General features: G+C 69.4%; 13 protein-coding genes and 1 pseudogene. 9 read left to right on the forward strand and 5 right to left on the reverse strand.

Annotated features, from left to right (window positions below):
- The 5 genes and pseudogenes from VLK61_RS28585 to modC form a co-directional block, all read left to right on the forward strand.
- A pseudogene (locus VLK61_RS28585) lies at positions 1–249 on the forward strand (hypothetical protein); the annotation flags it as partial.
- Positions 250–470: 221 nt separating this feature from the next.
- On the forward strand, positions 471–1262 hold the full coding sequence (locus VLK61_RS28590; protein WP_325426478.1) for a TOBE domain-containing protein: 792 nt from the start codon (positions 471–473) through the stop codon (positions 1260–1262).
- A 14-nt stretch (positions 1263–1276) separates the two neighbouring features.
- Complete coding sequence (modA, locus tag VLK61_RS28595; protein WP_325426502.1) at positions 1277–2062, forward strand: molybdate ABC transporter substrate-binding protein; 786 nt, start codon at positions 1277–1279, stop codon at positions 2060–2062.
- A gap of 18 nt (positions 2063–2080) precedes the next feature.
- Complete coding sequence (gene modB, locus VLK61_RS28600) at positions 2081–2758, forward strand: molybdate ABC transporter permease subunit (RefSeq protein ID WP_325426480.1); 678 nt, start codon at positions 2081–2083, stop codon at positions 2756–2758.
- Between the two features lie 10 nt (positions 2759–2768).
- Positions 2769–3893, forward strand: a complete 1125-nt coding sequence (modC, locus tag VLK61_RS28605) for a molybdenum ABC transporter ATP-binding protein (RefSeq protein WP_325426482.1) — start codon at positions 2769–2771, stop codon at positions 3891–3893.
- Here the strand turns inward: modC and VLK61_RS28610 are convergent, their stop codons facing one another.
- Positions 3894–4826, reverse strand: coding sequence for a LysR family transcriptional regulator (locus VLK61_RS28610; protein WP_325426484.1), 933 nt, complete (start codon positions 4824–4826; stop codon positions 3894–3896). It lies immediately after the preceding gene.
- A 104-nt stretch (positions 4827–4930) separates the two neighbouring features.
- On the opposite strand from VLK61_RS28610, the gene VLK61_RS28615 reads away from it, so the two are divergent.
- A complete protein-coding gene (locus tag VLK61_RS28615) occupies positions 4931–5827 on the forward strand; it encodes an MBL fold metallo-hydrolase (RefSeq protein ID WP_325426486.1) in 897 nt (298 codons plus the stop codon).
- A 220-nt stretch (positions 5828–6047) separates the two neighbouring features.
- On the opposite strand, the gene VLK61_RS28620 is transcribed toward VLK61_RS28615, so the two are convergent.
- From VLK61_RS28620 to VLK61_RS28630, 3 genes are all read right to left on the reverse strand, one after another.
- Positions 6048–7235, reverse strand: coding sequence for an MFS transporter (locus tag VLK61_RS28620; protein ID WP_414636882.1), 1188 nt, complete (start codon positions 7233–7235; stop codon positions 6048–6050).
- A 106-nt stretch (positions 7236–7341) separates the two neighbouring features.
- On the reverse strand, positions 7342–8010 hold the full coding sequence (locus tag VLK61_RS28625; protein WP_325426490.1) for a pyridoxamine 5'-phosphate oxidase family protein: 669 nt from the start codon (positions 8008–8010) through the stop codon (positions 7342–7344).
- Entirely contained in the window at positions 8010–9077 is a 1068-nt protein-coding gene (locus tag VLK61_RS28630) for a carbon-nitrogen hydrolase family protein (protein ID WP_325426492.1), read from the reverse strand. The genes VLK61_RS28625 and VLK61_RS28630 overlap by 1 nt, the downstream gene beginning before the upstream one ends.
- Positions 9078–9261: 184 nt before the next feature.
- Between VLK61_RS28630 and VLK61_RS28635 the strand changes: the two genes are divergently transcribed.
- Complete coding sequence (locus tag VLK61_RS28635) at positions 9262–10221, forward strand: helix-turn-helix domain-containing protein (RefSeq protein ID WP_325426494.1); 960 nt, start codon at positions 9262–9264, stop codon at positions 10219–10221.
- A gap of 32 nt (positions 10222–10253) precedes the next feature.
- On the opposite strand, the gene VLK61_RS28640 is transcribed toward VLK61_RS28635, so the two are convergent.
- The gene (locus tag VLK61_RS28640; protein WP_325426496.1) at positions 10254–11060 is read right to left on the reverse strand and encodes a peptidoglycan-binding protein; all 807 of its coding nucleotides are present in this window, start codon (positions 11058–11060) and stop codon (positions 10254–10256) included.
- Positions 11061–11246: 186 nt separating this feature from the next.
- On the opposite strand from VLK61_RS28640, the gene VLK61_RS28645 reads away from it, so the two are divergent.
- Positions 11247–11735, forward strand: coding sequence for a (2Fe-2S)-binding protein (locus VLK61_RS28645; RefSeq protein WP_325426498.1), 489 nt, complete (start codon positions 11247–11249; stop codon positions 11733–11735).
- On the forward strand, positions 11732–12451 hold a 720-nt coding region (locus tag VLK61_RS28650; RefSeq protein WP_325426500.1), incomplete at its 3' end, for an FAD binding domain-containing protein. The genes VLK61_RS28645 and VLK61_RS28650, both read left to right, overlap by 4 nt.

Consider the following 12451-nt stretch of genomic DNA (forward strand, 5'->3'; position numbering starts at 1 on the left):
ACCGGCCTGCTGGGCGTGCCGCCACGCCTGCCGGTGGCCGAACTGCTGCGCGAAGCCCATGCCTGGGGCCAGACCAGCGAGGCGATCTTCCGCGCCTTGTCGCCGGCGGCACGTGAGATCGTGCTGAAGCCACGGGCCCAGCTGAGCCCGGCGCAGCGGCAATTCAGCGAACGGGTGGACACCGCTCGCGTCGATGGCGCGCTGCGGGACTACGTGCGCTCGATCAAGGTGCTCAAGCGCCCCGGCTAGCCTGCCCCCCAAAAAAGAACGCCACGAACCAGAGGTGCGTGGCGAAAAAGCCGGCCGATAGGGAGGGAGGAGGAAAGCAGGCCGGCATCCGCAGTCTACCCACCACAAAGCCACCGCGGTGTCATCCCCCCACGAGTGGAGAGGCCGCGCGCTGTCGGCGGTGTAGGGGCGTAACTGGCGTCGTCCCGTTATAAACTCCGCTACACAATGCATGATCCCCCATGAATGAAGCCACGCTGGTCAGCGGTGAGCTGAAACTGGCCGGCCGGCTGGACGCGCGCTTCTTCGCGTTGCTTGAGGCCATTGCCGCCACCGGCTCGATCAACCGCGCCGCGCGCACCGCCGGCTACAGCTACCGCGGCGCCTGGCTGCTGCTGGAAACCGCGGCCAACCTGGCCAGTGAGCCGCTGCTGGCCAGCGTCACCGGCGGCGCCCAGGGCGGCGGTTCGCGCCTGACGCCCACGGCGCTGGCCTTGCTGGATGCCTGGCACCAGCTGCAAGGCGCGCACCACGAATTCCTGCAGCGCCAGGAAGCCTGGCTGCTGGCGCAGCCGGCACTGGCCGGCGCCCTTCGGAGACTGTCGATGAAAACCACCGCACGCAACCAGTTCGCCGGCACGCTCACGGCGATCGAGCTGGGCCCTGTCACCGCGCAAGCCACGATCACACTGCGCGGCGGTCAGGAGATCACCGCCACGATGACCAGCAGCGCGGCCAAGCGCATGAAGCTGAAGCAGGGGCGGGAGGCGATCGCGCTGGTCAAGTCCTCGGCGATCGTGCTGGTCACCGACTTTGCGGGTTATCAGCTATCGGCCCGCAACCAGCTGGCCGGCACCATCTCGCGCCTGGAAAAGGGCGCGGTGTCCTCGCTGGTCGGCGTCACGCTGCCGGGGGGATCGGTGATCACCGCGTCGGTCACCAACGATGCGGTGGATGCGCTGTCGCTGGCCGTGGGCCAGGCGGCCACCGCGGTGTTCAAGGCCTATTCGGTGATGGTGGCCGTTTCTGAATGAGGTTCGCAGCAATGATGATCAAGATGAACTGGCCGCTGAAGGCCCGGGCCCTGGCCGCCTTCGGGGTCGGCGTCGCGGGCGGTGTCATGGGCCCCGCCATGAGTGCCGGTGCTGCCGAAGTGACGGTGGCGGTGGCCGCCAATTTCGCCGGGCCGCTGACCAGGATCGGCGAAGGTTTCACCGCCGCCACCGGCCACACGCTGAAGGTGTCGGCCGGCGCCACCGGCAAGTTCTACTCGCAGATCGGCGCCGGCGCGCCCTTCGAGGTGCTGATCGCCGCCGACGATGAAACGCCGAAGAAGCTGATCGCCGAAGGCCATGCCATCGCCGGCAGCAACTTCACCTACGCCATCGGCAAACTGGTGCTGTGGAGCGCGCAGCCAGGCTTTGTCGACGAGCAGGGCGCCGTGCTGGCCACGGGCAAGTTCGCCCACCTGGCGATTGCCAACCCGAAGATTGCCCCCTACGGCCAGGCCGGGATGGAAGTGCTGAAGGCCCGCGGCCTGAGCGACGCCCTCGCGCCCAAGCTGGTCACCGCCGAGAGCATTGCGCAGGCCTACCAGTTCGTGGTCACCGGCAATGCCGAACTGGGCTTTGTCGCACTCTCGCAAGTGCTGGTGCCGGGCAAGCCCGTCGTCGGCTCGTACTGGCTGGTGCCCGCGTCGCTGCACGGTGAAATCCGCCAGGACGCGGTGCTGCTGAAGCCCGGCGAAAAGAGCGCAGCCGCCGCGGCCCTGCTGGCCTACCTGAAGAGCGCACCGGCCAAGGCGCTGATCCAGTCCTACGGCTACGGCAACTGAGCCGCCTCGCGGCACGCCATGACCGCCGCCGACTGGATCGCCATCCGTCTCACCGCCGAACTGGCGGCCACCACCACCGTGCTGCTGCTGCTGCTGGGCTCGCCGCTGGCCTGGTGGCTGGCGCGCACGCGCTCGCGCCTGAAGCCGGTATGGTCGGCGGTGGTCGCCATGCCCATCGTGCTGCCGCCCACGGTGCTGGGCTTCTACCTGCTGCTGCTGATGGGCCCGCAGGGGCCCGTGGGCCAGTTCACGCAGTGGCTGGGCCTGGGTCGGCTGCCCTTCAGCTTTGCCGGGCTGGTGGTGGCTTCGGTGCTGTATTCGATGCCCTTCGTCGTGCAACCGCTGCAACAGGCCTTCGAGGCCATTCCCGAACGCACGCTGGAAGCCGCCGCCACCTTGCGCGCCAGCCCGTGGGACCGCTTCTTCAGCGTGGCGCTGCCGCTGGCCCGGCCGGGCTTCATCACCGCCAGCGTGCTGGGATTTGCGCACACGGTGGGCGAGTTCGGCGTGGTGCTGATGATCGGCGGCAACATCCCCGGCAGCACACGCGTGCTGTCGGTGGCGATCTACGACCATGTCGAGGCGACCGAGTTCGCCGACGCCCACCGCCTGGCCGCCAGCATGGTGGTGTTCGCGATGGTGGTGCTGGTCACGCTGTACATCGTGAACCGGCCGGCGCGTGCGGGTTCGACATGAAAGCCGCGCGGTGATCGAAGCCCGGTTGCAGCTGGCCCGCGCCGGCTTCACGCTGGATGTGACGCTCACTTTGCCGGTCAGCGGCATCAGCGCGCTGTTCGGCCCCTCGGGTTGCGGCAAGACCACCGTGCTGCGCGCGCTGGCCGGCCTGGAACGGGCCGTCGGCCGCGTCAGCCTGGGCGGCGAGGTCTGGCAAGACGATGCGCAGCGCCGCTTCCTGCCCACCCACCAGCGGGCGCTGGGCTACGTGATCCAGGAGGCAGCGCTGTTTCCGCACCTGGACGTGCGGCGCAACCTGGTCTACGGCCAGCGCCGCATCCCGGCCGCGCAGCGCCAGATCCCGCTGGAGCAGGCGGTGGCCCTGCTGGGCATCGGCCACCTGCTCGGCCGCCGGCCGGCCACGCTGTCGGGCGGCGAGCGCCAGCGCGTGGCCATTGCCCGGGCCTTGCTCACCAGCCCGCGCCTGCTGTTGATGGACGAGCCGCTGGCCGCGCTGGACGCCGCCCGCAAGGCCGAGATCCTGCCCTACCTGGAGCGCCTGCACAGCGAGCTGGCGATGCCCATCGTCTACGTCACCCATGCGATGGACGAAGTGGCGCGGCTGGCCGACCACCTGGTGCTGATGGACGCCGGCCGCGTGCTGGCCGCCGGCCCGCTGGCCGAACTGCTGGCCCGCACCGACCTGCCGCTGGCCCGCGCCGACGACGCCGGCGTGGTGCTGCACACCCGCGTGCTGGCGCATGACGCGGCCTATGGCTTGAGCCGTCTGGGGCTCAGCCCCCCGGGCCTGGACGCCGGCGGCGACCCGGCCGGCGCGCTGTGGGTCGGTGCCGTGCCTCAGCCGCCCGGCAGCGCAGTGCGCGTGCGCGTGCTGGCACGTGATGTGAGCGTGGTCCGCCGGGCAGCTGCCGACACCAGCATCCTCAATGTGCTGCCGGTGACGCTGCTGGGCCTGCACACCGACGGCGCCACCGCGCTGCTGAGCCTGGCGTTCGGCCATCCGGCGCCGGGCGGCGACCCGCCGCAGGGGCCGCGGCTGCTGGCCCGCATCACGCGCCGCTCGCTCGACGCGCTGCGCCTGCAGCCGGGCGACGCGATCCATGCGCAGATCAAGGGCGTGTCGCTGATGCGCTGACTAGCCGGCGCGCGCCTTGCCGCTCTTCGGCACCCGATCCCAGGGCGGCGACTCGCCGCCGAAGCGTCGGGCGAGGTGGTCGATCAGCAGCCGCAGCGCCTGCGGCTGGTGCTGGCGCGACAGGTGAACGGCATGGATGCCCAGTGCTTCCGGCTCGTGATCCGCCAACAGGCGGACCAGGGCGCCGCTGTGCAGTTCGTCCACCACGTAGTAGGTCGGCAGCAATGCGATGCCGGCGCCGGCCAGCGCCGCCTGACGCAGCACCGCGGTTTCGTTGCTGAACATCGACCCGCCGACCGCAACGGTGAGCGTCTGGCCCTGGTGCCGCAGCCGGTATTCGGCGCGGCTGCCGAAGGCATGGGTGATGCAGTTGTGCGCTTTCAGTTCGTCCGGCGTCGACGGTGCGCGATGCCTGCGCAGGTAGGCCGGCGACGCGCACAGGACCGAGCGGCAGACGGCAAGCCGGCGCGCCACCACGTTGTCGTCCAGCGCATTGGTGATGCGCACGGCCAGGTCGATGCGTTCCTCGACCAGGTTGACCGCGCGGTCGACGGCCAGCAATTCGACCTGGACACGCGGGTGCTCGGCCTGGAACGCTGCCACCGCCGCAGTGAGCTGCGCCTGCGCGAACGACAGGCTGGTGCTGATGCGCAGCTTGCCGATCGGCTCGCTGCGCCGGGTACCGGCGACGGCCACGACCTCGTCGGACATCTCCAGCAACTGCCGGCACCGCGGCAATGCCGCCTCGCCGGCGTCGCTGAGACTGATGCGTCTGGTCGTGCGGTGCAGCAGCCGAGCGCCCAGCCAGTGCTCCAGATTCGCCAAGTGCCGGCTGACCATCGCCCGCGACAGGTCCAGGCGCTCGGCCGCCAGGGTCAGGCTGCCGCAATCGGCGACCTCGATGAAGACGCGCATGGCGGTCAGGCGATCCACTGATTTGCTCGATTCATTCAACAATATTTCGACCGAATCGGAGTTTATCTTCGCAAATCAGACAAATACAGTGCGCGTCAGACCAACCCCTTTGAAAGACCCGCATGTTCACCACGCACCGCCTGTTGCGCTTCCTCGTTCCCGCCACGGCTGCGCTGGGCGTCGTCGCCGCCTCGGCGCAGGCACCGGCGGCGGCCTCAGCGCCGTTGACGCTGCAGGTCTACAACGCCGACGGCGGCAGCTTCCATGTCAATGCGGTGCTGGTCTCGGGCAAGACCGACGCGGTACTGCTGGACACCGGCTTCACCCGTGCCGATGCCCTGCGCATCGCGGCCATGGTGCTGGACAGCAAGAAAACGCTGAAGACCATCTACATCAGCCAGGCCGACCCCGATTTCTACTTCGGCATCGAGGTGCTGAAGCAGCACTTTCCGGAAGCCAAGATCGTGGCCACCGAACAGACACTGAAGAAGATCGAAGCCACGCTGCCGGCCAAGCTGCAGGTCTGGGGCCCGCGCATGGGCGCCAATGCACCGAAGCAGGTGCCGCTGCCGGAACGGCTGGCCGGCAACACGCTGACGCTGGAGGGCCAAACCCTCGAAGTACGCGGCCTGGACGATGCACTGCCGCACCGCAGCTATGTCTGGATTCCGTCGATCCGCGCCATCGCGGGCGGTGTCAACGTCTTCGGCGGCCTGCACCTGTGGACCGCGGACACGCAAAGCGCCCAGGAGCGCGCCGGCTGGGCGCTGAAGCTGGCCACGATGGCGGCGCTCAATCCGGCGGTGGTGATTCCCGGCCACGCCCTGCCCGGCCAGAAGCAGGATGCTTCGCTGATCGCCTGGAGCCAGGCCTACCTCGCGCGCTTCGAAACCGAATTGCCCAAGGCGGCCAACGGCGCTGCACTGATCGAGACGATGAAGAAGGCCTACCCCGACGCCGGCCTCGGCATCGCGCTGGACATCGGCGCCAAGGTCAACAAGGGTGAGATGAAGTGGTGAGCGCCGAGGGGTCGTTGCGCGGCCGGTGATGCCCGTGCGGTGCCACATCCTCATCCGGTCTGGGGATGCCCACCCGCCATCACCAGCGGCGCCGCGGCGCTGTGGCTGGCGCGCCATGGCGCTCAGCTCGCGGCGATGTACCCGCAGGCATGGCAGCGGGTCGAAGCCTTCAAGGCCGTTGCCAAGAGCACGGCGAACTTGATGCCGACGCGGCCAGCGTTCAGCGGCGCTGCCGCGACGCCACCAGCCCCAACAAGGTCAGTGCCGCGAAGCCTGCACCAGCGTAGAACGTGAAGGCCGAACCCAGGCGGTCCCACAACAGGCCGGCGATGACGCTGGAGGCCAGCATCGTCACGCCGCTCAGCAGGTTGAAGAAACCGAAGGCGGTGCCACGCAGATCGGTCGGCGCCGTGTCCGCCACCATCGCGGCCAGCAGCCCCTGCGTCATGCCCATGTGCACGCCCCACAGGGCGACGCCCATCAGCAGCACTGGCCAGCCGCCGGCCACGGCCAGCACCAGGTCGGAGGCGACCAGCACGACCAGGCCCAGCGCCAGCAGCCGGCCATGGCCCATCGTGTCCGACAGCTTGCCGAAGGGGTAGGCGCTGGCCGCATAGACCGCATTCATCGCCACCATCACCAGCGGCACCCAGGACATCGCAATGCCCAGCTGCTGCGCGCGCAGCACCAGGAAAGCCTCGCTGAAACGCGCCAGCGTGAACACCGCACCGATCAGCACCACGCGCCAGTAGGCCGAGCCCAGGCGCCGCAGCGCATCACGCCGGATCGGGTTGGTGGCCGGCGTGTGTGCGGCGCGCGGTGGCTCGTGAATGCCGATCACCAACAGCGCCACCGCCATCGCGCCCGGCACCACCGCCACCCAGAAGACGGCGCGGAAATCGTTGGCCCACAACAGCATCAAAGCGGTGGCCAGCAGCGGTCCGACGAACGCGCCGACGGTGTCCAGCGACTGGCGCAGGCCGAACGCCGCGCCCCGAATGGCGGGCGGCGTGATGTCGGCCAGCAGCGCGTCGCGCGGCGCGCCGCGGATGCCCTTGCCGACCCGGTCGATGAAGCGCGCCGCCACCACCGCGCCGACCCCGCCGGCCATCGCGAACACGGGCTTGGTGAGTGCACCCATCGCATAGCCCAGCACCGCCAGGCCCTTGCGCCGGCCCAGGTAGTCGCTGAGCACGCCGGAGAACACCTTGGTGACCAGCGCCGTCGCTTCGGCAAAACCTTCGATGACGCCCACGGCCAGCACGCTGACCCCGAGCGTGCCGACCAGGAACATCGGCAGCAGGCTATGGATCATCTCGGACGAGATGTCCATCAGCATGCTGACGAAGCCCAGCACCCAGACGCCGGCCGGCAGCGACATGCGAAGTGGCTTCTCGGGCGCGTGCATGGCTCATTCTGACGGCTGGCGCGCCGCGCCTGGCGGCAGCGCCGTGGGCAGCGTCAGTCCCTGAACCGCCCTTCACATGTTCAGACTTCTGAAAGGGGGCCGAGCCTCACGCCAATGGATCGCCCTTCATGACCATCTCGCCCCATTGATCCATCGAGATCAGCCCGCCCACCGTGTCGGCCTTGCCCTGGTCGCGCCGGGGCAGCACGGCTTGAATGGCATCGATGCGCTTCCAGCCCGGAATCGGCTGCTCACCCGTCGTGGTGTCGGGCACGTAGCGTGATGGCGCCACACGCTGCATGCGCGGGATGTAGCGCGGGCAGTTGGTGATCAGCGCGGTGATCGCCACCCTGACGGCGAACTGCGCGCCCGGCCACAGCCCGACGATGTCGACATCATCGGTGAGCTGCGCATCGCCTTGCACGCGCAGGCGGCTGGGGGTCACGAAGTCCATGAACAGCATGCCGATGTGGGACGTCGAGGCGATGTTGCCCATCGAGAAGAACATGCCGTTGCCGTCGAAGCAGGGAAACAGCAAGGTCTTGTCATCGGGCATCTTCACGAAGCCCGGTGCGCCGCCCTTGAAGCTGACCGTCGGCGAGCCCTGGCTGTCCACCGACGCCAGCCAGAACATTTCCGATTGGCCGATGAAGGCGCGGTCCGGCGGCGAGAGCGCGTCGTGCACGATCACCTGCAACTCGGCTGCCGCCAGCGCTTCAGTGTCGAAGCGCTTCTGCAGCTCCAAGGCCTTTGCGGTATAGGCAAACTTCGCCATCACACCACCTCGGCGGTGCGGTGGGTAGCGGCTGCGGGAGCTGAGTCGGCTTCGCGCCTGGCGGGCTCGGCAGGCTCGGCGGCCGTCACTTCGGCGGCCGCCGCGCGTTGACGGATCACCACGCGATCGCCGGGCGTCTTGTCGAGCAGCAGGCGTGTCACGTCGGGCCGCGCGTAGTGACCGGCCGGGTCGGCGGCGGCTTTGGCCAGCGAAATCATGCCGAGGTCGAGTTCCGCATAGACCAGGCCCTCCTGGCCTTCGGGCAGCGGTTCGGAAATCTGCCGGCCATCCGGCGCGTAGATGGCGGTAAAGCCACCACCTTCGAGCAGCAGCTGGCGCTTGGTCGGATCGTCGCCGCACAGGGTCTGGATCATCTCGGCCGACACCGTGGCGCAGGGCGCCAGCACGAAACACTGGCCTTCCACCGCATAGATGCGGCTGGCGGCGTTGTTCACCTCGGCGCCCAGCGCGTAGGCACCGCCGCGGTAGAGCGAAAAGCTGGGCCATGCGGCGATGTGAACCTGCTCGTTCTGCGCGTACATCGCGTACTTGGACAGCGGTTGCAGGTGCTCCCAGCAGCACAGCGCGCCGACACGGCCGAGCGCGGTGCCGTACACCGTCAGGTCGCTGCCGTCGCCTTCGCCGTAGATCGTGCGCTCGACATGCGTGGGCTTGAGCTTGCGGCGCGCCGCCACGGTGCGGCCTTCGGCGTCGATGATCCACTGGCCCATGTACAGGCTGCCGCCGGCTTTTTCGCTCAAGCCCATCACGACCATGATGGCGTTGTCCTTCGCGGCCTTCGCCAGGCGCTCGGCGGGCGCCGAGCCGTAGACCAGCGAGTTGTCGTGGTAGCGCTGGATGAACTGCATGCCCCAGGCCGGTGAGTCGAGCCAGATGAACCAGGGGTAGCCCGGCAGCCAGGTTTCGGGAAAGGCAATCAGCTTCGCGCCCTGGGCGGCGGCTTCTTCGATCAGCGTGATGGCCTTGTCGATGCTGCCGTCGAGGTCCAGGAAGACCGGTGCGGCCTGCACGGCGGCGGCGCGAAACTTGGGGTGCGAAGGCGTCATGGTCGTGTCCTTGGGGCGTGGAGGGTGGGCCTGGACAATGTAGGGATCACGGCCTTCAGCGGCTTGTCTGCAAGTGGCGCAACTCTTGACCGTGCAACTCAAGCGGCCGACCCGGCCAGCGCTTGCAGCCGGTTCACGCGCGGCAGCGTTGCAGCCGCCGACCTGCTGAAGTAAGCTGAAACGCATGCACCAGACTGTCAGCACCGATCGCGTCGAGCCGAGTCAACGCCTGGCGTTCTGGACCGACATGGTCTGCAACACCTATGTGCAGCTGGACTGCGACGCCGCGGCGGGTGCGGCCACCATCGACGGCGACATCGCTTCCGACACGTTGGCGACCTTGCAGTTGTCGACTGTCACCGCCTCGCCGCAAATCGTGCGCCGCACGGCGGCCAAGATCGCCCGCGCGAGTGAAGACTACTTCCTGGTCAGCATCCAGACCCGCGGCGAAGGCGTGATTGCACAGGACGGCCGCACGGCACGCCTGGCGCCCGGCGACTTTGCGCTGTACGACAGCACACGGCCCTACGAACTTCGCTTCGAAGCGCCGTTTCAGCAGTACGTGCTGCGGCTGCCTGGCCCGAGCTTGCGCACCGCGCTGCGCGACACGCAGCGGCTGACCGCCAGCACGGTCAGTGGCCAGCGCGGCGCCGGGCATTTGATGATCGGCATGATCCAGACGCTGGCCGCCGACATCGGCACGCTGGCACCGGAATCGGCTGCCGCGGTGGCCGAAAGCGTGACGCAGATCCTGATCGCCGGCCTGTCCGCCTTGCCGGCCGCGCGGCAACAGGCGGTGTCCCACATGACGGGCTACCACCGCGAGCAGATCAAGGCCTGCACCCGCTCGCGCCTGCGCGACCCGGCGCTGACGGTGGCCAGCATCGCGGCCCAGTTGCGCGTCTCACCCAGCACGCTGCACCGGGCCTGGGCGGGAGAAGCCTGCTCCATCGCCGAGTGGATCTGGGCGCAGCGGCTGGACGCCGCCCGGCGTGACCTGTGCGACCCCAGCCTGGCCGCACGCAGCGTCAGCGAGATTGCGTTTTCCTGGGGCTTCAACGACGCGGCACACTTCAGCCGGGCGTTTCGGGCCCGCTTTGGCTGCTCGGCGCGCGAGTTGCGTGCCGGCAAGGCCGTGGCTTGAGGCGGCGGGCGCAGCCAGCGCCCGCCGGCCCATCACGGCATCAGCGCATCGCCGGTCTGGAAGGCCCGCGTGAACTCTGCCAGGCCGTGCTTGCCGCCGTTGACGAGCCGGCGCGCGGCCTGGAAGTTGCCGGCCATCAGCGCATCCTTGATCAACAGCTCGCGGTCGCCCAGGAACAGGCATAGCAGGTCGGCGGCGACATCGGCGGCGTTGGCCAATTCAGGGTGAGTCTCCAGGTCGATGGCCGGCTGCAGCAGCGGGCCGTAGCGGCGGTAGTTGTGGCGGCCGGTGAGCTGGATGAAACCACGTCCGCAGTAGCGTTCACCGTCAGGCGGGCCCTGGTTTCCGAGATCGCCGCGGTGATCGTAGAGGTCGAAGGGATGACCGGACGGTGAGCTGTTGAACTTCGAGCGGCCCTCGCTGATGGGCACGAAACCCGAGGTCTCCGCGCGGATCGACGCCACCGCCATCAGGACCATCGTGCGGTCGTGCAGGCCATGGTCGCGCAGCGACTGCAGCAGCACCGGCAGGTTGGCCTTGATGTTGGACAGCAGCGCGCCGGGGCACATGCGGCTGGCGATCTGCACGGTCATCGCGTCTGTCGCGTCCGGCAGACTGCTGTCGGCCACCAGGCCCAGCGCCTTGAGCGTGCGTGGGCCGGCAATGCCATCGGGCAGCAGGCCGCGGCTGAGCTGGAACGCCATCACGGCCTGCTCGGTGGCGGTGCCGAAGTCGCCATCGATCTCGCCGGGGTTGAAGCCCAGCTGCATCAATTGCTGCTGCAGCAGCGCCACGTCGGCACCCTGGTCGTCGATGCGCAGGAGGGTCAGGGGGTTCATCGCAGGGCCTCTTGCAGCCCGGTTCCGTCGGGCCGAGGGCGCAACGATCGGCCGCGGGCAGCCTCTTGTCATCCTCTGCCCGGCGGATGCCATGGTGGGACAAAAAGCGCTTGACCTAGAGTGCGCTCTAGTTTCTAGCATGCGCAGCTTCGGGGTCGGCAGGGTGCCGGCCACCTGGAGCTTGACATGCCAGACACAGCCTCACTTTCCCACCTGACCCTCACGATCAACGGCCACAGCCATGCGCTGGCCGATCCCGGCGCGGCCACGCTGCTGGACCTGCTGCACGGCCCGCTGGCCCTGCGCGGCACCAAACGCGGCTGCGACGCCGGGGCCTGTGGCGCCTGCACGGTGCTGGTGGACGGCCAGCGCGTGAACGCCTGCCTGACGCTGGCGGCGCTGATCGACGGCGCACAGGTCACCACCGTCGAGGGCCTGGCCGCGGACCCGACCCAGGCCGGCCTGCACCCCTTGCAGCAGGCCTTCATCGACTGCGACGCGCTGCAGTGCGGCTACTGCACGCCCGGCCAGCTGATGTCGGCCCTCGGGCTGCTGGCCGAAGGCGGCGCCAGCTCGGCCGCGGCGATCGCCGAGGGCATGAGCGGCAACCTCTGCCGCTGCGGCGCCTATCCGATGATTGGTGCGGCCATCGCGCGCGTGGTGGGGCAGGCATGAGCAGCGCCTTGCAGATCCACCGCCCCGGCAGCGTCGAGCAGGCCGTCGCGCTGCTGGGCGAGCTGCCGCAGGCCCGCATGGTGGGCGGCGGCACCGAGCTGGTCGCACTCACGCGCAGCGGCCTGATGGCCCACGGCCCCTGGCTGACGATGCGCTCGCTGGGGCTGGCCAGCATCGGCGTGCAGGCGGGACAGCTGGTGCTAGGCGCCGGCGCGACGATGGCGGCGGTCGCGCGCTCGGCCCTGGTGCAGCACGAAGCGCCGGCACTGGTGCAGGCCCTGCTGGCCAGCGCCTCGCCGCAGGTGCGCAACGTGGCGACGCTGGGCGGCAACCTGCTGCAGCGAACACGCTGCCCCTACTACCGCGGGCAGGCACCGGCCTGCAACAAGCTCCGGCCAGGATCGGGCTGCGCGGTGCGCAGCGGCGACCAGCGTCAGGCTGCGCTCTTCGGCACCAGCGCGCAGTGCGTGGCCAGCCACGCCTCCGACCTGGCCGTGGCCCTGCTGGCGCTGGACGCCGAACTGGTGCTGCAGGGCCCGCACGGTGAGCGGCGCATCGGCATCGAAGCGCTGCACCCCGAGCCCACGCTGGCCGCCGACCACGAGCACACGCTGCAAGCCGGTGAGCTGATCAGCGCGATCACGCTGCCGCTCAGCACCGCCGCGCGCGCCTCGGCCTACCTGAAGCTGCGCGACCGCGCGTCGTTCCAGTTCGCG

The organism is Aquabacterium sp. (assembly GCF_035476535.1).
Lineage (GTDB): Bacteria > Pseudomonadota > Gammaproteobacteria > Burkholderiales > Burkholderiaceae_C > Pseudaquabacterium.